At 60.3% G+C, this 23,235-nt stretch carries 18 protein-coding genes; 6 read left to right on the top strand and 12 right to left on the bottom strand.

The features are described 5' to 3' along the window. Positions 1-139 precede the first annotated feature (139 nt). The 4 genes from dxs to K5K95_RS05180 form a co-directional block, all read right to left on the bottom strand. Complete coding sequence (gene dxs, locus K5K95_RS05195) at positions 140-2,038, bottom strand: 1-deoxy-D-xylulose-5-phosphate synthase (RefSeq protein ID WP_222588635.1); 1,899 nt, start codon at positions 2,036-2,038, stop codon at positions 140-142. A 92-nt stretch (positions 2,039-2,130) separates the two neighbouring features. Beyond that, positions 2,131-3,018, bottom strand: coding sequence for a (2E,6E)-farnesyl diphosphate synthase (ispA, locus tag K5K95_RS05190; protein WP_222588634.1), 888 nt, complete (start codon positions 3,016-3,018; stop codon positions 2,131-2,133). Further along, positions 3,015-3,257 carry an exodeoxyribonuclease VII small subunit gene (locus tag K5K95_RS05185; RefSeq protein WP_007894317.1) on the bottom strand — a complete coding sequence of 81 codons (243 nt, stop codon included), beginning with the start codon at positions 3,255-3,257 and terminating at the stop codon, positions 3,015-3,017. The genes ispA and K5K95_RS05185 overlap by 4 nt, the downstream gene beginning before the upstream one ends. Before the next feature lie 77 nt (positions 3,258-3,334). Beyond that, a complete protein-coding gene (locus K5K95_RS05180) occupies positions 3,335-4,477 on the bottom strand; it encodes a Fic family protein (protein ID WP_222588633.1) in 1,143 nt (380 codons plus the stop codon). Positions 4,478-4,753: 276 nt separating this feature from the next. Here K5K95_RS05180 and K5K95_RS05175 point away from each other — a divergent pair, with 276 nt between their 5' ends. Genes K5K95_RS05175 through K5K95_RS05150 form a run of 6 tightly spaced genes read left to right on the top strand, consistent with a single transcriptional unit; the run spans position 4,754 to position 14,940 of the window. Next, on the top strand, positions 4,754-5,545 hold the full coding sequence (locus K5K95_RS05175) for a YfaP family protein (protein ID WP_222588632.1): 792 nt from the start codon (positions 4,754-4,756) through the stop codon (positions 5,543-5,545). A gap of 36 nt (positions 5,546-5,581) precedes the next feature. After that, entirely contained in the window at positions 5,582-7,294 is a 1,713-nt protein-coding gene (locus K5K95_RS05170) for a DUF2138 domain-containing protein (RefSeq protein WP_222588631.1), read from the top strand. Then, positions 7,279-7,929 carry a DUF1175 domain-containing protein gene (locus tag K5K95_RS05165; RefSeq protein ID WP_222588630.1) on the top strand — a complete coding sequence of 217 codons (651 nt, stop codon included), beginning with the start codon at positions 7,279-7,281 and terminating at the stop codon, positions 7,927-7,929. Before K5K95_RS05170 ends, K5K95_RS05165 begins: the two co-directional genes overlap by 16 nt. Beyond that, positions 7,926-12,500, top strand: coding sequence for an alpha-2-macroglobulin family protein (locus tag K5K95_RS05160; RefSeq protein WP_222588629.1), 4,575 nt, complete (start codon positions 7,926-7,928; stop codon positions 12,498-12,500). The genes K5K95_RS05165 and K5K95_RS05160 overlap by 4 nt, the downstream gene beginning before the upstream one ends. A 1-nt stretch (position 12,501) precedes the next feature. Continuing rightward, entirely contained in the window at positions 12,502-14,121 is a 1,620-nt protein-coding gene (locus tag K5K95_RS05155; RefSeq protein WP_222588628.1) for a DUF2300 domain-containing protein, read from the top strand. 3 nt (positions 14,122-14,124) lie between these two features. Beyond that, positions 14,125-14,940: a YfaP family protein gene (locus K5K95_RS05150; RefSeq protein WP_222588627.1), complete on the top strand. Its 816-nt coding sequence runs from the start codon at positions 14,125-14,127 to the stop codon at positions 14,938-14,940. Positions 14,941-15,333: 393 nt separating this feature from the next. Here the strand turns inward: K5K95_RS05150 and K5K95_RS05145 are convergent, their stop codons facing one another. The 8 genes from K5K95_RS05145 to eat all read right to left on the bottom strand — a co-directional run bounded on the left by K5K95_RS05145 (position 15,334) and on the right by eat (position 23,030). Further along, the gene (locus K5K95_RS05145; protein ID WP_222588626.1) at positions 15,334-16,080 is read right to left on the bottom strand and encodes a helix-turn-helix transcriptional regulator; all 747 of its coding nucleotides are present in this window, start codon (positions 16,078-16,080) and stop codon (positions 15,334-15,336) included. A gap of 229 nt (positions 16,081-16,309) precedes the next feature. Further along, positions 16,310-16,837, bottom strand: coding sequence for an inorganic diphosphatase (gene ppa / locus K5K95_RS05140; RefSeq protein WP_222588625.1), 528 nt, complete (start codon positions 16,835-16,837; stop codon positions 16,310-16,312). 113 nt (positions 16,838-16,950) lie between these two features. Then, positions 16,951-17,763, bottom strand: coding sequence for a zinc-dependent peptidase (locus K5K95_RS05135; protein ID WP_222588624.1), 813 nt, complete (start codon positions 17,761-17,763; stop codon positions 16,951-16,953). Between the two features lie 12 nt (positions 17,764-17,775). Further along, a complete protein-coding gene (locus tag K5K95_RS05130; RefSeq protein WP_222588623.1) occupies positions 17,776-18,426 on the bottom strand; it encodes a DedA family protein in 651 nt (216 codons plus the stop codon). Between the two features lie 225 nt (positions 18,427-18,651). Beyond that, the gene (locus K5K95_RS05125) at positions 18,652-19,113 is read right to left on the bottom strand and encodes a GNAT family N-acetyltransferase (RefSeq protein ID WP_222588622.1); all 462 of its coding nucleotides are present in this window, start codon (positions 19,111-19,113) and stop codon (positions 18,652-18,654) included. A 120-nt stretch (positions 19,114-19,233) separates the two neighbouring features. Further along, the gene (gene eutC, locus K5K95_RS05120) at positions 19,234-20,058 is read right to left on the bottom strand and encodes an ethanolamine ammonia-lyase subunit EutC (RefSeq protein WP_222588621.1); all 825 of its coding nucleotides are present in this window, start codon (positions 20,056-20,058) and stop codon (positions 19,234-19,236) included. Positions 20,059-20,066: 8 nt separating this feature from the next. Next, a complete protein-coding gene (locus tag K5K95_RS05115) occupies positions 20,067-21,461 on the bottom strand; it encodes an ethanolamine ammonia-lyase subunit EutB (protein ID WP_222588620.1) in 1,395 nt (464 codons plus the stop codon). Between the two features lie 198 nt (positions 21,462-21,659). After that, positions 21,660-23,030, bottom strand: a complete 1,371-nt coding sequence (gene eat, locus K5K95_RS05110; RefSeq protein WP_222588619.1) for an ethanolamine permease — start codon at positions 23,028-23,030, stop codon at positions 21,660-21,662. Between the last annotated feature and the right edge of the window lie 205 nt (positions 23,031-23,235).

Raw genomic sequence — 23,235 nt, 5'->3', positions numbered from 1 at the left:
TTAAAGCGAACACAAATTTTGAAAGGTATAGAAACCACTGTGGGAGCGGGCTTGCTCGCGATGGCGGTGTGTCAGTCAACAAATGTGTCGACTGTCAGTCCGTCATCGCGAGCAAGCTCGCTCCCACAGGGTGATGCGTTTAAATATTTAGCAGATGCAGGCGCTGACGAATGGACGCTTCGATCCCTGCCTCATCCAGTCCGCACTCAGCCAGCATTTGCGCAGGCTTGGCGTGTTCGACGTAGCTGTCCGGCAAGCCCAGATGCAGCATCGACTTGAGGATGTTTTCCCGGGCGAGGAACTCGCTGACCGCGCCACCGGCGCCGCCCATGATCGCGTTCTCTTCGACGGTGACCAGCAATTCATGGCTGCCGGCCATTTCACGAACCAGTGCTTCGTCCAGCGGTTTGACAAAACGCATGTCGACCACGGTTGCATCCAGCGTCTCAGCGACTTTCAGCGCTTCGGCCAATTGCACGCCAAACACCAGCAGGGCGACTTTGCTGCCCTGACGACGAACCACGCCTTTGCCGATCTCGATCGGCTCAAGGTTTTTCTCGATCGTTGCATTCGGACCGGATCCACGTGGGTAACGCACCGCCGCCGGGCCATTGAACAGGTGGCCGGTGGTGAGCATTTTGCGCAGTTCGTTTTCGTCGCTCGGGGTCATCACCAGCATGCCGGGGATGCAGCGCAGGAACGACAGGTCGAAGCTGCCCGCGTGCGTCGGTCCGTCTTCGCCCACCAGACCGGCGCGGTCGATGGCGAACAATACGTCGAGGTTTTGCACGGCGACGTCATGGATCAGTTGGTCGTAACCGCGTTGCAGGAATGTCGAATAGATCGCCACCACCGGTTTTGCGCCTTCACAGGCCATGCCGGCGGCGAAGGTCACCGCGTGCTGCTCGGCAATCGCCACGTCGAAGTAGCGCAGCGGGAAACGCTCGCTGAAGGCCACCAGATCGGAACCTTCCTTCATCGCCGGGGTGATGCCCACCAGGCGCGGGTCGGCGGCAGCCATGTCGCACAGCCATTCGCCGAACACACCGGAATACTTCGGCCCGCTGGCTTTTTTCGGTGCGGCCGCCGGAGCGTCCAAAGGTTCGAGCTTGGTGATGGCGTGGTAACCGATCGGATCGACTTCCGCCGGGGCGAAGCCTTTGCCTTTCTTGGTGACCACGTGCAGGAACTGCGGGCCTTTGAGATCGCGCATGTTGCGCAGGGTGGCGATCAGGGTCGGCAGGTCGTGACCATCGATCGGGCCGATGTAGTTCCAGCCCAGCTCTTCGAACAGCGTGCCGGGGACCAGCATGCCTTTTGCGTATTCTTCTGTGCGACGGGCGATTTCCCAGGCGCCGGGCAGGCGTGAGAGGACCTTTTTACTGCCCTCGCGCATGCTTGCGTAAGTGCGGCTGGAAAGAATCTTCGCCAGATAGTTCGACAAGCCGCCGACATTGCGCGAGATCGACATGTCGTTGTCGTTGAGGATCACCAGCATGTTGGCGTTCACTTCCGGCGCATGGTTCAGCGCCTCGAAGGCCATGCCGGCAGTCAACGCACCGTCGCCGATCACGGCGATGGCCTTGCGATCACTGTTCTGCAGGCGGGCGGCAATGGCCATGCCCAACGCTGCACTGATCGAGGTGCTGGAATGGCCGACGCCAAAGGTGTCGTACTCGCTCTCGGAGCGGCGCGGGAAGGCGGCGACGCCGTCCTTCTGGCGCAGGGTGCTCATGCGCTCGCGACGGCCAGTGAGGATCTTGTGCGGATAGGCCTGATGACCCACGTCCCACACCAGCCGGTCGTCGGGGGTGTCGAAGACGTAATGCAACGCAATGGTCAGTTCGATGACGCCCAGGCCTGCACCGAAATGCCCACCGGTCTGACCGACCGTGTAGAGCAATTCCAGGCGCAACTCATCGGCCAGGGTTTCCAGCTCGGCTTCGCCTAACCGGCGCAGGCCGTCCGGCGTGTTGGCACGGTCGAGCAGGGGCGTGGTCGGGCGCTTGCGGGGAATCTCATGAAACGTCGTGGGCATCAGGCGAATCGTTATAGGTATAAAAGATGCGGCAGTTTACCTGATGCATCGCCCCCTGCCCACGCGTTGGTTTTAACTTGGCGGATACGCCGTCAGCTGCGACGCTCGACGATGTACCTGGCCAGGTCGCGCAGTGGCTCGGCGGCCGCGTCAAACGGTCGCAGCGCGTGCAGGGCCTGATCGCGCAGTTCCAGGGCGTAGGCCTTGGCCGCGTCGAGGCCGAGCAAGGCCGGGTAGGTCGGTTTGTCACGCGCAATGTCGGCGCCCTGGCGCTTGCCGAGGGTTTCGGTATCGCTTTCGACGTCGAGTATGTCGTCCTGCACCTGAAAAGCCAGACCGATGGCCTGTGCATAAGTCTGCAGGGACTTCAGTTCGTCTTTCTCGGCACGACCGCTGGCCAGGGCGCCGAGCTTGACGCTGACCTCGATCAGCGCGCCGGTCTTGTGCCGATGCATGTATTCGAGGGCTTTCTGATCGAGTTTCAGACCGACCGAACCAAGGTCGATGGCTTGACCGCCGACCATGCCCGCTGGGCCTGCTGCCAACGCCAGCGCGCTGACCATTTGCAGTCGAATTTCAGCATCCGAAGCGTTCAGGCGCGGGTCGAGCAGGGCGCTGAACGCCAGGCTCTGCAAGCCGTCACCGGCCAGAATCGCGCAGGCTTCATCGAATTTCTTGTGCGTAGTCGGCTGGCCGCGGCGCAGATCGTCGTCGTCCATCGCCGGCAAATCGTCGTGCACTAGGGAATAGGCGTGGATCAGCTCCACTGCACACGCCGCGCCATTGGCTTGCTCAGCCTTGCCGCCCAGCGCCTCGCAGGCGGCATAGGCCAGCAGCGGACGCACGCGTTTGCCGCCGTTCATCACGCTGTAGCGCATGGCTTCGTAAAGCCGCGCCAGCTCAGGGCCTGGCGGATTGAACAGGGTTTCCAGTGCTGCGTTGACGCGGGCCTGGCTGGTCGCCGAATACGCTGCAATCATTCTGGCTGATCCGCGTCGAAGGGTTCCTCAGCCAACTCGCCATCACGCTCGAGCAGCACTTGAACCTTTTGCTCGGCCTGGGCCAGCGCCGCCTGGCAATCGCGGGTCAGACCGATGCCTTGCTCGAAAGCCGTCAGCGAGTCTTCCAGCGACAGTTCGCCGTTCTCCAGACGCTCCACCAGCGTTTGCAGGTCAGCGAGAGATTGTTCGAAATCCAGTGCAGCTTTTTTGCGGGCCATGGCGGCTATTTCCGGTTGACGTTAAACCGGCGCGACACTAGCAGACATGGGGGTTATGGGCAAATGAGCGGGGCATTTCAGCCACTGCTTTCGGGATAGCTGATCTGGTATCGAGTATTACGCCCACCCCCCGCAAGCCGCTTCACATAGCCTTTCTCCAGCAATTCAGCCAGATGACGAGTGGCAGTGGCCTTGGACACCTTTGCCACCGCCTGATACTGCGCAGCGCTGATGCCTTCCTCGAAACCGCGCTCCCCGCCATCCAGCAAGCGATTCAGCACTTTGGTTTGCTCCGCCGTCAAAACGGACTCGCGGTGGGCCTGCCAGAAACGCGCCTTGCCTAGCACTGATTCAATCCGGGTCATGGCCTGTTGCAGGCTGCGTAACAGGGTTTGCAGGAACCACTCCAGCCAATCCGTGATATCCACGGTAGCTTTTTGGCTGGCCTCAAGCACCCGGTAATAGCCGGAGCGGTCCTCAAGGATGCTCGCTGACATTGCATAAAAACGGATCGCCTGCGCTTCGCCCTGAGCCAACGCCAGATCGGTGATGGTGCGCGTCAGTCGTCCATTTCCATCATCGAAGGGGTGCAGGGTGACGAACCAGAAGTGTGCGATGCCTGCCCGCAACAAAGGATCGAGCCCCACCTGACTCCGGCTGGCTTCAAACCAGTTGAGGAAGGTGTCCAGCTGCTGCTCCAGTCCTTTGCGCGGTGGTGCTTGAAAGTGAATGGTGGGTCTGTCGATACGCCCGGACACCACTTGCATCGGCTCATCGCCGCGTAAAGCACCGACATGGATAGAGCGAGTGGCAAAGTTTGTGTCCTGATCCGGGAACAGCCATTCATGCCATGCCAAAAGTCGCTCCAATGTCAGGGGAGAGGCGAAGTGTTGAGTGGCATCGAGCATCAATTGCGCCAGCCCTTCGCTGCGTTGGCTGACTTGACCGCCATCGACTGCTTCCAGGCCCAGACGCCGTGCCAGTGAAGAACGCACCGAGCCAACATTCAGTTGTTCACCCTCGATAGCCGAAGACGTCACGATGTTCTGCAACAACGCATCCAGTTCGGTCTGTGCGCTGAGTGAGCGGCCCACAGAACTGGCCATGCCCATCAACTGACCTTGGGCCTGCACGCACTCGCGCAACAACGGCGTCAGGCGCTCGGCGTGCCAGTTGAAATTGGGCCAATCGGGCTGTTGCCAGATCCAGTGAGGTGCCATTAACCGGGTGCTCCAGGGTGAATGAGCCGAATAATAGTCCTATTCGGCTCATTTGGTGAGCCGAATAACTCCGCTATTCGGCTCATGCCTCGCTTTCACCGTGATTCCCGCCACAAATAAAGATGTATCCGATTGTTAAAAAACCACCAAATCGTTAACCTTCGCGCCTTCTACGACCCGATAGTCATGGGTCTTTCTGACGAAACGCAGTTTTTAGATCTGTAACGCGCCGAGGATCGGGCGCAAGGTTTCGTTATGCATGGCAGGAGGCGTCTCATGCGTTCATTTCTTTTGCTGGTGATGGGGCTGGTCTGCGCGAGCGCGGCCTGGGCCGAACCGACGGCCGAGGTGTCGGAACCGGTGGGCGGCTGGCGCTATTCCGGCCTGCTCGATCGCAGTGAAAATCCTCAAGTCGCTTATCCCACACCGCCCATCGACCGGGGCGTGCAGCGCAATCGCACGATGATCGAAGGCCAGCTCAAAGCCATCGGCACTCAACGCGGGCCCCACACCCTGGCGGTCAATGGCAATCCACTGAATCTGTACACCGACGACGAAGGGCGTTTCGCCCGGCCGTATGCGTTCGGCGCGGGTTCCAACAGCGTCGAAGTGCGCAGCGCCGAAGGCAAGTCGCTCAAGCGTGTTCAATTCTATGAAGCCAACAGCCTGCGCACCCCGGCACGAATTCGCGTGGTGCTGGGTTGGGACGATCCGAAAGCCGAACTCGACCTGCACATCATTACCCCCGACGGCCAACACGCGTTTTTCGCCCACACGGCGCTGACCAATGGCGGCGGTCTGGACCCGGATGGCGTCGATGGCCCCGGTCCGGAGATGTTCACCATGACCGCGCCGCTGCATGGCACTTATCTGGTTTACGTGAACTATTGGGGCAACTTCGGCAGCGAAGGCTATAACTTCGATGAGACCAGCAACCAGAACGAGGTCATCACCTCGCAAATCAATCTGGTGCTGAACGAAAACACCGTCGACGAAAAACGCGAGACCTTCATCGTGCCCCTGCGCGCGATCGGTGACCTGCTGCTGGTCAAGACTTTCAACTATTAAGCATCCCGCTCCACGGATGAAATGGGCTTTGTGAACATGAGCGATAACACTGTGACTCCTGCCGCTGACGCACCGGCCGCCAAACCTTCCCGCCGCTGGCCGGCCGTGCTGGTCGGGCTGGTCCTGGTCGCTGGCGTGGCAGGCGGATTGGGCTGGTTCATGCACAAGCCCAAGGCACCACCGGCCGAGCTGGCCAGCGACAAACTGGGCATGAGCCGCCCGGACGGCCTGCTCGAAACCCACTCCTTGAGCCAATTGCCCAAGGACTTGCTGGCGGTGCCGTTCCTCAAGGAAACCCTGACCGAAGATTTCGTCTTCTATTACGAAGCGCACGCCGATCGCCTCGGCTTGATCGGCAGTCTGCGGCGGATCATTTACGAACATGACCTGAAATTGCAGGACAGCCTGATCGAGCAGCTCTTCGATCAACCGGCGGATGTAGCGCTGTGGCGTGGGGCGGACGGTCGTCTGAAAGACTTTTTGTTGGTGATGGATCGCGGCGGACTGGCCAAGGTGCTGGAACCGTTGGCCAAAGTGGCGCTGGATGATTCGCAACTGACCAAACTGAGTGACGTGAAAGTCGGCACCGACGACGTGGCGCTTTATCAACTCACCTACAACGCCAGCAAGGCGCTGGTGTTCGCCTCCCACGGCGACAAACTGGTGGTGCTGTCCAATCCGACCAAGCTCTACGACCCCGAAAGCGGCACCTCCGAAGAACCGGGCAGCGTCTCGACCAAGGCGATTGCCGCGTTGCTCAACGGCGACAAACTGTTCCCCGAAGCGTTTGGCCTGCCACCCCGCGCGCCTGAGGTGAAACAACGTCTTTCGGTCAACGCCAGTGTGTTGGCCATGGGTTACCAGCGTTTCATCCCGAACTTCGCCGGTCTGCGTTTCGACATGGATGACAAAGGCTGGCACAGCTTCCTCGCCATGGATGAACTGGACAAGCAGCCAGACTTCGATTTCAAACCCATCTGGAAAGCCATGCCGATGGGCGCCAGCGCCTGCGTCGCGTTGCCTCTGGCCGCCGAACAACAGAAACCGCTGCTGGTGAAACTCGGCGCCGACGAAACCGTGGCTCAGGCGCTGACCGAACACATGGCCGGTGCTGCCGGCCTGTGCTGGTACGCCGATTCGCGGTTGTACACGCCGCTGCTGGTGGCCAGCCTGAATGATGATGACAGCGCCAAGCTCGACGGCGATCTGGGCAATCTGTTCAGTTCGATGGTCGGCGCTTACGAGGGCAATGTTGCAGACCACGCCTTCCCAGTGGTCGAGAAGCAGGAAGGCACCACTCACCAATGGCAGCGCCAGGTCAGCTCCAACTTCGGCCCTTACGCGGCCAAGGACGCCGAGCAACCGGACGCGATCACCGGCAAGGCATTCATGCGCGTGAGCCTGGCCCGTCACGGTTCGACGTTGCTGTTCTCCCTTGACGACAAGCTGGTCGACAAAGCCCTCGGCACCCTCGACAAACGCTTCCCGCCGATGGCCGACGTTGTGCCCAAGGATTTGCTGATGCCGGTCTACTTCGGCCCGGATTCGATGGCGCAGCTGATGCAACAGGAAACCCTCGACAGCTTGCCGCAGGATATGGAACCGGTGTTCTACAACGCCGCGCAAACCTACCTGATCCCGAAACTGCGCAAGCTCGGCGGATACGGCAAATATGCCCTGACCTTGCCCGAAGGCAGCGAACCCGATGGCCACTGGCAATGGCTGTCGCTGGAATGGAAAGCCCTGTGACCGCACTCATCCGAGGCCTCGGCCTGCTGGCGATGTTGCTGGGCAGCCGTGCATTTGCCGGTGACGCACCCGCGCTGGATCCGCAGCAATCCCAGGTGTTCCGGGCCTGGTTCGTGCGCATCGCCCAGGAGCAACTGACCCAAGGCCCGAGCCCGCGCTGGTATCAGCAGGACTGCGCCGGCCTTGTGCGTTTCGCCGCCAACGAAGCGCTGAAAGTCCATGACGACAAATGGCTGCGCAGCAACGGGCTGTCCAACCGCTACCTGCCGCCCGAATTGCAGTTGAGCGAAGCCCAGCGCGGCCTCGCCCAGCAATGGCAACAGGGCGGCGGCAAGGTCGGGGCATACGTCAATGCGATCAAACTGATTCAGTTCAACAGCCATCTGGTCGGTCGGGATGTGGCGCAAGCCCGGCCCGGCGACCTGATGTTTTTCGATCAGGGCGACGACCAGCACCTGATGATCTGGATGGGCCGCTACATCGCCTATCACACCGGCACCACCACCCCCACTGACAACGGCATGCGATCCGCGAGCCTGCAGCAACTCATGACATGGAAGGACACCCGATGGATACCCGACGCAGCCAACCCCAACTTCATCGGCGTCTATCGACTGAACTTTCTCTCCCAATGATCGGTGCCCGCATGCTGCGTATCTGTTCGAAACTGCCGTTGTTGCTGGCGCTGATTCTGCCGCTGACGCCGGTCAACGCCGAAGACACCGTCGAGCCCAGCGGCTACACGCCGGTGGCCGGTGAAAGTTTCTTCCTGCTGGCCGACAGCAGCTTCGCCAGCGACGAACAGGCGATGGTGCGGCTCGAAGCGCCGGGCCGTGACTATCGTCGTTTCCGCATGGAGCCTTACGGTGGCGCGGATATTCGCGTGTACCGGATCGACAAGCCGCTGGATTTTCTCAAGCGTCAGAAGAACCTGCACCGTGTGGTCAGCGACGGCCAGTTCAAGGGCGAAGGCCTGTCGAACACCCTCGCGTACCTGTGGGACAACTGGTACCGCAAATCCCGCCGGGTGATGCAGCGCGCGTTTTCCTATGAGTCGCGTAAACAAGTCACTGAAGAAGTGCCGGAACTGAAGATGGGCAACGCGATTGCCGCGCCAACGCCTTACGATGCGCAGCCGCAATTCGCCTTGATCCCGGGCCTGCCGGTGGTCACCCAGTTCCGTTATCCACTGTGGCAAGCCAAGCCGATCCAGCCGCCTGAGGGCGTGAACCTGGCCGGCTCGTCCAGCGAGTTCGTCAGCGTCGCGCCGGGCAACGTGTACATCCCATTGGGCAACCTGAAACCGGGCCTGTATCTGGTGGAAGCGCTGATCGGCAAGTATCGCGCAACAACGATGGTGTTCGTTTCCAATACCGTGGCCGTGAGCAAGATTGCCGGTGATGAATTGCTGGTGTGGGCCGCGCGCAAACACGAAGGCAGTTCGGTGCCCAAGGTCAATGTGCTGTGGACCGATGGCCTGGGCGTCATGAGCAGCGGCGCTACCGATGCCGATGGTCTGCTGCGTCTGAAACACGTCAGCCCCGAGCGTTCGTTCGTGATCGGCGAGGACGAAGAGGGCGGGGTGTTTGTCTCCGAAAACTTCTACTACGACAGCGAAATCTACGACACCAAACTCTATGCCTTTACTGATCGGCCGCTGTATCGGCCGGGGGATTGGGTGTCGCTGAAAATCGTCGGTCGCGAGTTCAAGAACGCCCGGGATTCCGTGGCGCCGACGGCTGCCGACGTCAACGTGACCGTGCTCGACGCCACCGGCACCGCCCTGCAATCGCTGGCGCTGAAACTCGATTCCAAGGCCGGCACCCAAGGTCGCTTCCAGTTGCCGGACAACGCTGTGGCCGGCGGTTACGAACTGCGTTTCAGCTACAAGGACCAGGCCTATAGCAGCGCCTTCCGTGTCGCCGAATACATCAAGCCGCACTTCGAAATTTCCTTGAACCTGGCCAAGCAGGATTACCGCACTGGCGAGCCGGTGAAAGGCAGCCTGGTGCTGCTGTACCCGGACGGCAAACCGGTGGCCAACGCCAAGTTGAGCCTGAGCCTGCGCGCTCAACAACTGTCGATGGTCGACAACGAACTGCAATACCTCGGGCAATTCCCGGTAGAGCTGACCAGCACCGAACTGACCACCGACGCCAAGGGCAACGCGACCCTCGAGCTACCCGCCGCTGAAAAACCAAGCCGCTACATGCTCACGGTTTTTGCCAGCGATGGCGCGGCGTATCGGGTCAAGACCACCAAGGAAATCCTCATCGACCGTGGCGCGGCGAGTTTCAGTCTGCGTGCGCCGCAACGCTTCAGTGCGGTGGGCGACAAGGTCACGTTCAGCTATCTGAATGAAGGCGGCAGCGAACAAGGCAAAGCGGTGAAACCGGCCAGCTACGCTTGGGTGCGTCTTGAAGACCAGAGCACCGGCGAAGGCAAACTGGCCGCAGCGGATAAAGGCTTCACGCTGGCCTTCGAACGTCCGGGTACCTACAACCTGACGCTGAAGGATGACCATGGCCGCGTGGTCGGTGCGACCGGTCATTCAGTCACTGGCGACGGCGTCAAAGCCGTGCCGGGCACGGTGGAAATCGTCCTCGATAAACCCGAATACACGTCGGGCGATGAAGCCCTGGCGCTGATCACCTTCCCCGAGCCTGTCAGCGATGCATTGCTGTCGCTGGAGCGGGACAAGGTTGAGGCCACGGCGCTGCTGTCCAAGGGCGGCGACTGGCTGAAGATGGAAAAACTCAGCGACACCCAATACCGCGCGCGCATCCCGGTGAAGAGCACCTTCGCACCGAACCTGACGTTCTCGGTGCTGTACACCAAGGGCGGTCAATACAGCTTCCAGAACGCCGGCATCAAGGTGATCGCACCGCAGATCGACGTGGCCATCGCCACCGATAAAGAGACGTATCAGCCGGGCGATACGGTGTCGGTTGACCTGACCACGCAGTTCGCCGGCAAGCCGATTCCGGCGCACCTGACGGTCAGTGTCGTCGACGAAATGATCTACGCGCTGCAACCGGAAGTCGCACCGACCATCGACCAGTTCTTCTACCACCCGCGCCGCAACAACGTGCGCACCAGTGCCAGTTTGTCGTTCATCAGCTACGACGTTGCGCTGCCGGGTAGCCCGGGTGCGCCGGGCAAAGCCAATCGCAGCGAGCGCGGCGTGAAAGTGCTGGAGCGGCCGCGTCGCGAAGACGTCGACACTGCCGCGTGGCAGCCTGAATTGGTGACCGACGCCAGTGGTAAAACCCGTTTCACCTTCAAGATGCCGGACTCGTTGACCCGCTGGCGCATCACCGCGCGAGCCATCGCCGATGACGGCCAGGTCGGGCAGAAGAAGCAATTCGTGCGCTCGGAAAAACCGCTGTACCTGAAGTGGAGCGGCCCAAGCAAATTCCGTACGGGCGACAAGCCGGATCTCGGTGTGTTCGCGTTTAGCCAGGCTGAAAAACCGGTCAAGGCCGAGCTGGTCATCCATTACGGTGGCGCCGATCAACGTGTGCCGGTAACCCTGAACAACGGCATCAACTACATCGCACTGCCAGCGTTTGCATTGGCCTCGGGTGAGTGGACCGCTGAACTGGTGCAGGACGGCAAAACCGCCGATGCGCTGGCTGTGCGACTGACCGCGACCGGTGAAGGCTGGCAGGTCACGCAAAGCCAAAGCCTGGACGTGGCCAGCGGTGATACGCCGCTGACGCTGCCGGCGGACGCTACGGATATTCGCCTGCGTCTGGATGACAGTCCGCAAGCGCTGTTCCGCTCGGCGCTCGACGATTTGCTGAGCTATCCGTATGGCGGCGTCGAGCAGACGGCCAGCCGTTTGTTGCCCTTGAGCATCGCGTATCCGGCCTTGTCCTCGAACCCGCAGATCCGTGATCGCTTGCGCCTGATCATGCAAAACAGCCGTCTGCGCCTGGTGCAAATGGCCGGGCCATCGGCGAGCTTCACCTGGTGGGGCATGGACGGTGAGCCGGATGCGTTCCTCACCGCGTACGCCTATTACGCCGATTGGCACGCCAGCAAAGCGCTGGAGTTGAGCCTGCCACCGGAGCATTGGCAGCGGGTGCTGGAGGTGTATGCCAAGCAGGCGAAAAATACCCCGCTGTTGCAGCGTGCACTGATTCTGTCGTTCGCCAAGCAGATGCAATTGCCGGTCAACACGTTGCTCAGTGGGTTGATGGATGACCTGTCGAAAGCCGGCGAGGGTAATGCGGCGAACCTGATGGAGGACGGCGAAGACAGCATTGTCATGAGCGATCCGGATTCGGCACTGGGGCTGGCGGCAGCGCGTGCGTTGACGGCCTCTCTGGCGCGCCAGTCCAAGGTGACGCTGCCTGATGCCTTCAATCGTCAACTGCCTGATGCGCAGCAGCGTCTGGCTGTCAGTTCTCAACCGTTTGCCGAGGCGCTGAACCTGTCGCTGCAAACCTTCGATCAGGCTCACGCGAAAGCGCTGTTGCAACGTTTGCTGCCGCAGCAATCGACACTCGAGCGTGCGTTGGCGCTGACCTGGTTGCAACGCGGTATCGAACAGGCTTCGCCGACCATCGCACTGGCGCCCGGCGAGGGCTGGAAGAAACAGTACGGCGCTACCGGTGAGATGTATTGGACGTGGCAGGGTGCTACGCCTGTGCCTGCGGTGCTAACGTTGGTGGGAACGCAAGAGCGTCCGCTGGGGGCGGCATTGAGCTTCCAGACCAAACAGCCGCCGGTTGACCCGATGGCGGTGAGCATCACCCGTCGCCTGTCGCGTCTGGTGCCGGGCGACGAAGCCTTCAACTTCAAACTTGAAGCGGTAGGTGGCAAACCGTTGTCCAGCGACAGCCTTTATCTGGACGAAGTGATCATCACCAGCAAGGCCGCGAAACCGCTGCGCTACGGCATGATCGAAGTGCCGCTGCCACCTGGTGCAGATGTCGAGCGCACCACTTGGGGTATCAAGTTGATGGGCAAGGCCGGCACCGAACCGACCGCGCTGGAGAAGGCACGTTTCGAGCCGGGGCAGATGGCTTACGCGATTCCTGTGGATGCCTTGAGCGGCGAGTTGCGCCTGCGTCATCTGGTGCGCTTCTCGCAGAAAGGCCAGTTCAACCTGCCGCCGGTGCGCTTCACACAGGTCTATGCGCCACAGCATCAGGCCCAGGAACAGCAACCGGCGCTTGGCCAGATCACGGTCAACTGATGTGATCCGTCCTCTGGTCTGGTGGCTGCTGTGTTTGCTCCCTGCGCTGGCGACAGCGCAGGACGAACCGCTGCGCCTGGGCTTCAAGGGTGAATTGATTTCGTTGAGCCGCACGCAGGTGATTTCACGCGAGCCGCTGCCTGATGATTTACAGACCCCGTTGGGCAGTGTGTGGAAGTTGTTTGTGTACGGCTGGCTGGTGGATAGCGGCGCTGATGAATCGCCCTATGAATGTCGCGGCCAGTCGAAGGAAGAGGTTTATTGCTGTTCCGCGGGCGGCAAGATTGAACGCGATCAGGCGTTGGTGAAGTCGTGCGGGTTGTATTTCGAGCCGGCACGCTTGGGCATCACTGCCGCTGACTGGCGCACGTACTGGCAGGCGCGACAGGCGCCGGAGTGGCTGCTGAACTTGCCGTCGCTGCAGCCTTCGACACGAGTGCCGGTGGCTGAATTGCTCAAAGCGCTGGCGGTTATGCCCGCGCAGGATCAGGCGCGGCGGGTGTTGCTGGATGTGGTATTGAACGCCGCTGACGGCAACGTCGTGGGTGAACTCGGTGGTCGGTTGCGGGTGAAAACCTGGAGCTGGTTGGGAGATCAGGATCCGTCGTCGCGTCAGGGCGGGTTTGCCGGTTGGACGGTGGATGGCACGCCCGTCTGGGCTGGAGGGCGCGGAACCAGCCAGATGGTGCTGCGTCATTACGGAGCGGCGTTGGCTTCGGTGTTGCCGGTGGATTGGCCCTCGGAGGCAGGACGCTGCGTCGAGGTCGGGCTATTTTCCCGTTATCCGGTCGGGCGTGTACTGGCCGGGGATCGGGTTGTTACTGCCGGGCCGTTGCAAGGCGATTACCGCGTTGAATTCACCAGCGGCAATCAACTCGATATCCACAGCGACGGCGAACTGTTTCTGCTCAAGGACAAGCTCATCGCCCGTCTGGACCGCGAAGAATACGTCGCCCGAGTCCTGCAACGGGAAGCCAAATCCGAACCTGCCGAAGCCGCCAAAGCCCTGGCCATCGCCATCCGCACCTACCTGCTGCAAAACGCCACCCGCCACGGCGACTGCCTGAGCATCGACGACAGCAGCAGCCGACAACGTGTTGCCCCACGTCCGGCCACTGCCGAGTCACGCTACATCGCAGCCTGGACCAGCGACCTGGTTCTCGCCGGCAGCACCGTCACCTACCACTCCGACCAACCGGGCCCGGACAAACTCTCCTGGCAGCAAGCCGTCGAACAAGCCAACGCCGGCCAACGCTACGACGCCATCCTCCTGCACGCCTACCCGCGTGCCAGCCTCAGCCGCTGGGACAACCCCGTCGCCTCCTGCGAAGCGCTCCCCGCCGCCCAGGACTGGCTGCAAACCCAACGTCGCGGCTGGCGCCAACGTCTGGAAAGCGAAGTCGGCTACAACGAAGTCAGCACCTTCGCCGTCTGCCGCCTGGCCTTCGGCCGCCCCTACGTCGACCGCGAACGCCAACGCATCTACGTGCGCGGCGTGCTGTCACTGCAAGACCGCCTCGACCTGACCCATGAATACCTGCACCTGGCCTTCGAAGCACATCCCAACGGCCAGGATGAAACCTACATCGAAGGGCTTGCCCGCCACCTCTTGCTGGAATAGGCCATGAAACTCCGTTACCCACAGGTCTTCCTGTTCCTTTGCTCTTTTTGCGTATTGCCGACGGTGTTCGCCTCCGATAGCGCCGTAAAACTTGATACGCCTGTCGGCGGTTGGCGTACGGGCGCTGTTGAGGGGGAAGGTGAAAACTTCCGTCAGACAGTCAACTACCCGGCGTCGTCAGTGAACACGCCGGTGGGCCAAGCCAACACCGCGCGCATCACCGGCCAGATCAAAGCCACGCCCAAGTCCGGTGAACCCGGCCGGTTGATCGTCAACGGCGTCAGCATGCCGCTGAAGATTGATCCCGCCGGACGCTTTGATCGCCCGTTCTCGTTTCCCAATGGCAGCAACAGCGTCGAAGTCCGCAGCCCCGATGGCCAACAGCGCCATCGCACGCAGTTTCTAAACGCCAGCGGCGGCGCAACCCCGGCCAAGTTGCGGGTGTTGTTGTCCTGGGACAGCGACAACACGGATCTGGACTTACACCTGATTACGCCCGACGGCGCACACATCTGGTACGGCGATCGTGTCGCACCCAACGGCGCGGCGCTGGATGTCGACGTGACCACTGGGTACGGTCCGGAAATCTTCGCCATGCCGGCGCCGATCAAAGGGCAGTATCTGGTGTACGTGAACTACTTCGGCGGCGGGTATCGCAGTGATGAAGAAGGACAGGAAGAGGCGGTTCAGCCGCTGACGACGGCGCAGGTGACGGTGATTACGGAGGAAGGGACGCCGAACGAGAAGATGGAGACGTTCCTGGTGCCGATGCGGGCGGTGGGGGAGTTGACGTTGGTTAAGGGGTTTAGTTATCCGTGAGGAATTGTGCAGCAGCTTGCTGCACTATTTACTTTTCTGCAGGCATTAAAAAGCCGGCTTGTGGCCGGCTTCTCGGGGACTGGCTTGGTTCATTTTTGGTAAACCGCGCCAGCCTTCAAAACGTACACCCGGATCTTGCGTCCGGCTGTGGGACTTGGCGAGAAAATCATCTGCCTTGTCGGTGCGATCGGGCCACGGGGCGGGTCGATGCGCAAATGTGGGGCGCAGCATACTGATTTTTTTGGGGAATTCCCAGTGTGGTGTGCGTATTAGAGCTGTCGGGGCTTGGGATCAGGTGGCATGTCCGGATTTTTTCGGGTGAATGTTGTATCGCCTTCGCGGGCAAGCCCGCTCCCACCAGGATCGTGTGATGCCGGTGGGCGTGGGCAGATGTCACAGAAACGGCACCACCGGCCGCCGCTTGTTCAGCGTCGACCACCAGAACACCCAGCCCAATACCCGGATGTTCTGCTTATCAATCTGTTCGGCATTGAAGATCTCGTCGGGGTGCTCGGCCTTGTTGTAGCTGCGCAACCGCAACGCATTGCCTGGCATCCGGTGCAAGTATTTGATTCGCAGCATTCCGTCGTGCTCGATCGCGTAAATCTCTCCGTCAATCACCTTGGTCAGGCCTCGGTCGACGGCGAGGGTGGAGCCATCCTCGATCCTTGCCCCCATGCCGTTGCCGACCATCTGCACGCAGAACACATCCGCATGGTTGATTTCCAGGGAGTCGAGGTGGCTTTTGGGCAGGCGGATTGATTGGCCAGGATCTTCGACGACATGGGTTTTGCTGGACCCCGGGTTTATGGGCCTTTCCATGTAGACGGGCAATTCGACGTCAGTGGGCTCAATGACCGTGTAGATGCCACGAATTGCCTGGGCGTCGAAGGTGTTGCCTGACTCGTCGAGCAGGTGCAGGTGTTTGGAGTCCTGTGGACCTTCGCCGGTCTTGAGCCAGTCGCTGTTGACCGAGAGTAATCTGGAGACTTCTTCCATGCGGTAGGCGGGCACACCGCGGGTGTACCAGTTGTGGATGTTTTGAGCTTCCGTGTCGAAAAAAGCAGCGAATCCTGTCGTTGTGATCTTCGCTTTTTCGAGGAGCGCCTTGAACCGTGGGCCGCTAGTGTTCTTTTTCATAAACACGAGTCTACGGGCGCAGGGCGGGGCTTTGAATAAACGAACCGTTCAAATTTGGCGGGAAATTTACGACCGGATGTAAGACGTATTTGGAACAAATTAAACAGAAAAAAACCGCGACAGCTAAACGATAAACACGCTGTTTAATGCGCTTTATGAGCGGCCACAAAAAACCCCGGATCAACCGGGGTTTTTTTCAAGTCGTCAGTGGCGCAAGGCCAATGGCGTCTCAGCCTTTATAAGCTGCAGCCGACTTGGTGATCGCTTCGCGAGCGGCATCTGCACCGGCCCAGCCTTCGATCTTGACCCATTTGCCTTTTTCGAGATCTTTGTAGTTCGCAAAGAAGTGCTCGATCTGCTGGATCAGCAGTGGTGGCAGGTCGGTGTATTCCTTCACGTCGACGTACAGCTGGGACAGCTTGTCGTGTGGGACTGCGATGACTTTGGCATCGCCGCCGCCGTCGTCGGTCATGTTCAGGATGCCGACTGGACGAGCGCGGATCACCGCACCTGGAGCAACCGGGTAAGGGGTCACGACCAGCACGTCGAGGGGATCACCGTCGTCAGCCAGGGTGTTCGGGATGTAACCGTAGTTGGCCGGGTAGAACATCGGGGTGGCCATGAAACGGTCAACGAACAGGCAATCGCTGTCTTTGTCGATTTCGTATTTGATCGGCGCGTGGTTGGCCGGAATCTCGATCGCGACGTAGATGTCGTTCGGCAGGTCTTTGCCAGCCGGAATCTTGCTGTAGCTCATTGGGCGGTGCCCCCGTTAGTTGACCAAAAACACTTGGCCGGATTGACCAAAAAGTGGCGGCGATTATAGGCATATTCCGCCACCGTTGCTATGGATCAGAGGTCGTGTAGACCTTAGTCTCGTGCCTGATAGACCGGGTCTTCGGCCAGAAGTTGCCGCAGCCGGGCCAATGGGTCCTGGCGGTAAAACAGCTTCAACTGCTCATAGACCTTGGGATAAGCCTCGAACAGCAGATCCGGGGCGCTGAAGAAGTATTCGCTGGTAACCGCAAAGAACTCGGCGGGGTTTTCCGCTGCGTAGGGGTCGATGGCTGTTTCTGCGTCCGGATTGCGGTCGAGTTGCCGATTGAGGTCGTCGTAGGCTTGCTGCATGACCTTTGCCCAGTCGCTGACGCGCATGTCGGGGTGCAATGGCGGCAGGCCGTTGGCGTCGCCGTTGAGCATGTCGAGCTTGTGCGCGAGTTCGTGGATCACCAGGTTGTAGCCTTCCCAGCCGCCACTGGCCATCACTCCGGGCCAGGCGAGGATGATCGGGCCTTGCTGCCAGGCTTCGCCGCTGTGTTCGCCGTCCCACACGTGTTCGACGCCGCTGGCGTCACGATGACGCTGGGGGCTGAGGAAGTCGTCGGGGTAGAGGACGATTTCGTGGAAGCCCTGATACCAGTTCAGATCGCCCAGGTGCAGCAGCGGTAACTGCGCCTGAGCGGCAAGCAGCAGGCGCTGTTCCTGGTGGAGTTCGACGCCCTGCAAGGCGGTGAGGTGTTTGTCCTGCAGGAACAAGACACAGGCTTCACGCAGCCACTGGTCTTCAGCGGCGCTGATGCCATCGAGAAAACTCAGGTGGTGACGCACCCGTTGCCACAGGTCGTCGGCAATCGGGTGTTTGGCCAGTGTGCGCTGGCGACGCCAGGCACTAAGCGACCACATCGTGGATCAGCGCTATTGGACTTTGGACGCGGCATTGCCGTAACGGCTGCGGATGAAACCGATGATCATCGGCAGCAGCGACAGCAGAATGATGCCCACGACCAGCAGCGAGAGGTTTTTCTTGATGAACGGGACGTTGCCGAAGAAGTAACCGAGGGTCACCAGGCCGCCCACCCAAAAAACGGTGCCGAGGACGCTGAAGGAAAAGAAACGCAGGTAAGGCATTTTGCCGACACCGGCGACGAACGGTGCAAACGTTCGGATGATCGGCAGGAAGCGCGCCAGGGTGACGGTCTTGCCACCGTGCTTGTCATAGAAGTCGTGGGTCTGTTGCAGGTAGTCGCGGCGGAAGATTTTCGAGTCTGGATTGCTGAACAGCTTCTCGCCGGCCGTTCGGCCAATGATGTAGTTGGTACTGTCACCGAGGATCGCCGCCAGCATCAACAGGCCGCCCAGCAATACCGGGTCCATGCTGCCGCCAGCGGCTACAGCGCCGGCGATGAACAACAGGGAGTCGCCCGGCAGGAACGGCATCACCACCAGACCGGTTTCGCAGAAAATCACCAGAAACAGGATGGCGTAGATCCATAACCCGTAGTTTTTTACCAGCAAGTCGAGGTAAACATCGAGATGCAGAATAAGGTCGATCGGGTTGAAATCCATGGAGGGCACCTGTCGTGATGGCCCGACTCTGCAGGCCTGTGCGGATGACTTCGCGAAAGCCTACAGACGAGTGTAGTTTTTCGTACAAGCCGGAAAGTGCGGCATTATACGATTTGATTCGTGAAAAACCTGTCGAGTTTGTAGCGGGGAATGTCAGAGGTCCGACAGGCTGCACACCAACCCTGTGGCGAGCGGGGGCAGGCCCGTCGCCACACAGGAGCAACCTTAAAGTTCGTCGCTGATCGGCAACACGTAGTTCTTGAATTCGGTGTCTTCCTTGAATCCGATGGACTCGTAGGTTTTCTGCGCCACTTCATTGTTGCTACTGGTGGAAACACGCATGCGCACAGCATTGGTTTCCTTGGCCATTTTCTTCGCGGTGCGGATGAGATTGTCGGCCACCAGTTGGCGGCGGGCTTCTTCGGCGACGTAAATGTCGTTGAGGATCCACACGCGTTTAAGCGAAAGGGACGAAAAGCTCGGATACAACTGACAGAAACCCATCAGTTTATTGCTGTCGTCATCGGCCAGTGCCAGGTAGATCACCGATTCCTTGCGTCGCAGGCGTTTCTCAAGGAACGCCCGGGACGAGTCCGGATACGCCAGGGCGCCATAAAACTCGCGATATTTGACGAACAACGGGGTCAGCAGGTCCAGGTGTTCGAGGGTCGCTTGAATAATCCGCATCGATAGGTCTCGTCTTCAAGTGGCTGTCATCACGTGCTCTGACGGCGAACGGTTCTTCACTCGGGCAGCCGTGCATCGATCCTGCCTGAAATCAAAGCACAAACGCAATGCGGAAACGGTTCAGGCATCAGGTGGACTGAGCAGGAAATTACCTTTCATGTCCGCACCTGCGTCCGACTCCAGAGTGTGAATCTGCGCTTCGTCCTTCAAGTTGACGCCCGACAGTTGGCGCCGGCAAGCCTCACGCATCAGGTACAGCAAACGGTGTGCCGCCATGCCGTAACTCAGGCCCTCAAGTCGAACATTGGAGATGCAATTGCGGTAGGCGTCCGTCAGCCCGACCTTGGGACCGTAGGTGAAATATAACCCCAGGCTGTCCGGCGAACTGAGGCCCGGACGCTCGCCAATCAGGATGACCACCATTTTTGCGCCCAACAGCTCGCCAATCTCGTCGGCCACGGCGACCCGGCCTTGGGCTACCAGTATGACCGGCGACACCGACCAGCCTTCCGCCTTGATCTGTTCTTCCATTCGCGCCAGAAACGGCAGCGTATGACGATGAACGGCCAGCGCCGACAGTCCATCGGCCACGACAATCGCCAGATCCACGCCGCCAGGATGAGCCAGGGCGTAATCGCGCAAGGTCTGCGCCGACTCATCACTCAATTTTCGCCCCAGATCGGGGCGTTGCAAGTAACTGTCCCGGTTGGTTGCGGCGCTGTGCAACAACAGACTGTCGCGCCCGCATTCAGCCAGTTGCGCGCTGAGCCCGGCATGATCGAACGGCAAATGCACCGCATCCCGTGCCTGGGCGTGGGCGTACTGGAAATCCAGTTGCGCGCTGGTCGGCATGCTGGTGCCGGTGCGGCCCAGGGCAATGCGTGCTGGCGTCAGGCGACGCAATTCCAGCAGCGGATTTTCTGCATCTACAGGCGGTTTATCCATTTCAACACTCATCCCAGTTGCGCCATCGCTTGGCGGAAAGCCGGCGGTAGCCTGTCACCGAAGTGAATCTTGCCATCCGCCTGGGTGAGGATGCCCATTTTCGCCAGCCACTGTTCGAACTCCGGCGCCGGTTTCAGCCCCAGTGTCTGGCGGGCATACAAGGCGTCGTGGAACGAGGTGGTCTGGTAGTTGAGCATGATGTCGTCGGAGCCGGGGATGCCCATGATGAAGTTGATCCCGGCCACGCCCAACAGGGTCAGCAGGGTGTCCATGTCGTCCTGGTCGGCTTCGGCGTGGTTGGTGTAGCAAATGTCGCAACCCATCGGCACGCCCAGCAGCTTGCCGCAGAAGTGGTCTTCGAGGCCGGCGCGAATGATCTGTTTGCCGTTGTAGAGGTATTCCGGGCCGATGAATCCTACAACTGTATTGACCAAAAACGGCTTGAAGTGGCGGGCCACGGCGTAGGCGCGGGTTTCGCAGGTCTGTTGATCCATGCCGTGGTGGGCGTTGGCTGACAGGGCACTGCCCTGGCCTGTCTCGAAATACATCAGGTTGCGGCCCAGCGTTCCGCGATTCAGGCTCAGGCCGGCGTCGTAACCTTCCTGCAGGACATTCAGGTTGATGCCGAAACTGGCATTGGCCGCTTCAGTGCCGGCGATCGACTGGAACACCAGGTCCAGCGGAACGCCGCGATTGATCGCCTCGATGGAGGTCGTGACGTGGGTCAGCACGCAGGCCTGGGTCGGAATCTCGTAGCGCTGGATGATCGCGTCGAGCATTTCCAGCATGGCGCAGATCGAGGCGATGCTGTCGGTGGCCGGGTTGATGCCGATCATCGCGTCGCCGTTGCCGTATAGCAGGCCGTCGAGAATGCTCGCCGCGATGCCGGCCGGTTCGTCGGTGGGGTGATTGGGTTGCAGGCGGGTGGATAAACGTCCACGCAGGCCCATCGTGCCGCGAAATTTTGTGACGACACGGATTTTCTGCGCCACCAGCACCAGATCCTGCACGCGCATGATCTTTGACACGGCGGCGGCCATTTCCGGGGTCAGGCCGGGGGCGAGCGCGCGCAGGCTCTGTTCGTCAGCGGCGTCGCTCAGCAGCCAGTCGCGAAAACCGCCAACCGTGAGGTGGCTGACGGCTGAAAAAGCCTGAGTGTCGTGGGTGTCGATGATCAGCCGGGTGACTTCATCGGCCTCGTAAGGAACCAGCATTTCCTCCAGGAAGTGCGTCAGCGGGATATCGGCCAGGGCCATCTGCGCGGCCACTCGCTCGCCATCGTTGAGTGCAGCGACGCCGGCCAGAAAGTCCCCGGAACGCGCCGGACTGGCCTTGGCCATGACGTCTTTGAGGCTGGCGAAGCGATAAGTCTGGGCGCCGACGGAATGGGCAAATGTGGCCACAGTGTCCTCCTGATTCAATCAATAACTCAAATTCAGCACTAACCCCTTGTAGGAGTGAGCCTGCTCGCGATTACGGTTTTACATCCGCCACATGCGCTGAATGAAACACCGCAATCGCGAGCAGGCTCACTCCCACAAGGGAACCGCATGCACTTCTATAAAGCAGGCGCCGGCAGATTGGCCCGGCGCCGGTGCAACTCAGACGGTTTCGAGCATCGCATCCGCCGGGGCGTCGAAACGCTGCTTGGCGGTCAAATGGAAATACAAGTATCCGGCCGCCATGAAGCCGAGGAACACACAGCCGATCAGCGTGTTGAACCAGGCCATCGCCACCAGGCACACCACCGCCAGAAACAGCGCAATCCCCGGCACGATCGGATAGCCCGGCGCGCGGAAGGTGCGTTCCAGGTTCGGCTCGGTTTTACGCAATTTGAACAGGCTCAGCATACTGATGATGTACATCACGATGGCGCCGAACACCGACATGGTGATCATCGCCGCCGTCAGGGTCATGCCTTGCAGATTGACCAGGCCGTCGCTATAGATCGCCGCGATACCAATCACGCCGCCGGCCAGGATGGCCCGGTGTGGCGTCTGGAAGCGCGAAAGCTTGGCCAGCGAAGGGGGCAGGTAACCGGCCCGGGCCAGGGCAAAGAACTGCCGCGAGTAGCCGAGGATGATCCCGTGGAAACTCGCCACCAGACCGAACAGGCCGATCCAGACCAGCATGTGCATCCAGCTCGAATTGTTGCCGACCACGGCTTTCATCGCCTGCGGCAGCGGATCGTTGATGTTCGACAGTTGGCGCCAGTCGCCGACGCCGCCGGCCATCACCATCACGCCAATGGCCAGGAACACCAGGGTCAGAATGCCGCTGACATAGGCCTTGGGAATCGTGCGTTTCGGGTCCTTGGCTTCTTCGGCCGCCATGGCCGCGCCTTCAATGGCGAGGAAAAACCAGATAGCAAAGGGGATCGCCGCAAAGATGCCGGGGATCGAAGCCATGGTGAATTCGTTGGAGCCCGACCAGCCATTGAGCACGAAGTTACTGAAGCTGAAGCCGGGAGCAACGACGCCCATGAACACCAGCAGCTCGGCGACCGCCAGTACGGTGACCACCAGTTCGAATGTGGCTGCGATGCTGACGCCGAGAATATTGAGGGTCATGAAGACGAAATAGGCGCCAACGGCGGCGATCTTCGGGTCCAAGTCCGGGTATTGCACGTTCAGATAGGCGCCAATGGCCATGGCAATCGCCGGGGGCGCAAAGACGAACTCGATCAAGGTGGCGATGCCGGCGATCAAACCGCCTTTCTCGCCAAAGGCCCGCCGGCTATAGGCAAATGGCCCGCCAGCGTGGGGAATGGCGGTGGTCAATTCGGTGAAACTGAAGATGAAGCAGGTGTACATCGTCGCCACCATCAGGGCGGTGACGAGAAAGCCCAGGGTGCCTGCGGTGCCCCAGCCGTAACTCCAGCCGAAATACTCGCCGGAAATCACCAGGCCGACGGCAATACCCCATAAATGCAGGGTGCCGAGTGTGGGTTTGAGCTGTGTGGAAGAAGTCATAAGTCCTCGCTGTATTTTTATTGTTTGATCTTTTGGACTTTCGGATACGACGTTTGGGTGTGGAGCGGGCACGCAAGGCCCGTGCCAGAGCGGCAGGGCAATGTTTTTATGTTGTCGTTAAGGACGCCATCGCGGGCAAGCCCGCTCCCACAGGGTTTTGGGGTGAACCAAAATGTTGGGAATAACCACAAATCCCTGTGGGAGC

This window comes from Pseudomonas sp. DR48, assembly GCF_019823085.1.
In the GTDB taxonomy this organism is placed as follows: Bacteria; Pseudomonadota; Gammaproteobacteria; order Pseudomonadales; family Pseudomonadaceae; genus Aquipseudomonas.
The sequence above is the reverse complement of the archived record's forward strand: the minus strand, read 5'-3'. Positions and strand labels throughout refer to the sequence as shown.

Excerpts from the sequence above, each read along its gene's own strand:
- K5K95_RS05180 (WP_222588633.1), bottom strand. The coding sequence starts at position 4,477 with ATGGCACCTCACTGGATCTGGCAACAGCCCGATTGGCCCAATTTCAAC.
- K5K95_RS05185 (WP_007894317.1), bottom strand. The coding sequence starts at position 3,257 with ATGGCCCGCAAAAAAGCTGCACTGGATTTCGAACAATCTCTCGCTGAC.
- K5K95_RS05150 (WP_222588627.1), top strand. The coding sequence starts at position 14,125 with ATGAAACTCCGTTACCCACAGGTCTTCCTGTTCCTTTGCTCTTTTTGC.
- K5K95_RS05125 (WP_222588622.1), bottom strand. The coding sequence starts at position 19,113 with ATGCGGATTATTCAAGCGACCCTCGAACACCTGGACCTGCTGACCCCG.
- K5K95_RS05170 (WP_222588631.1), top strand. The coding sequence starts at position 5,582 with ATGAGCGATAACACTGTGACTCCTGCCGCTGACGCACCGGCCGCCAAA.
- eat (WP_222588619.1), bottom strand. The coding sequence starts at position 23,030 with ATGACTTCTTCCACACAGCTCAAACCCACACTCGGCACCCTGCATTTA.
- ispA (WP_222588634.1), bottom strand. The coding sequence starts at position 3,018 with ATGATTGCAGCGTATTCGGCGACCAGCCAGGCCCGCGTCAACGCAGCA.
- K5K95_RS05165 (WP_222588630.1), top strand. The coding sequence starts at position 7,279 with ATGGAAAGCCCTGTGACCGCACTCATCCGAGGCCTCGGCCTGCTGGCG.
- K5K95_RS05175 (WP_222588632.1), top strand. The coding sequence starts at position 4,754 with ATGCGTTCATTTCTTTTGCTGGTGATGGGGCTGGTCTGCGCGAGCGCG.
- K5K95_RS05160 (WP_222588629.1), top strand. The coding sequence starts at position 7,926 with ATGATCGGTGCCCGCATGCTGCGTATCTGTTCGAAACTGCCGTTGTTG.
- K5K95_RS05145 (WP_222588626.1), bottom strand. The coding sequence starts at position 16,080 with ATGAAAAAGAACACTAGCGGCCCACGGTTCAAGGCGCTCCTCGAAAAA.
- eutC (WP_222588621.1), bottom strand. The coding sequence starts at position 20,058 with ATGGATAAACCGCCTGTAGATGCAGAAAATCCGCTGCTGGAATTGCGT.
- dxs (WP_222588635.1), bottom strand. The coding sequence starts at position 2,038 with ATGCCCACGACGTTTCATGAGATTCCCCGCAAGCGCCCGACCACGCCC.
- K5K95_RS05130 (WP_222588623.1), bottom strand. The coding sequence starts at position 18,426 with ATGGATTTCAACCCGATCGACCTTATTCTGCATCTCGATGTTTACCTC.
- K5K95_RS05135 (WP_222588624.1), bottom strand. The coding sequence starts at position 17,763 with ATGTGGTCGCTTAGTGCCTGGCGTCGCCAGCGCACACTGGCCAAACAC.
- ppa (WP_222588625.1), bottom strand. The coding sequence starts at position 16,837 with ATGAGCTACAGCAAGATTCCGGCTGGCAAAGACCTGCCGAACGACATC.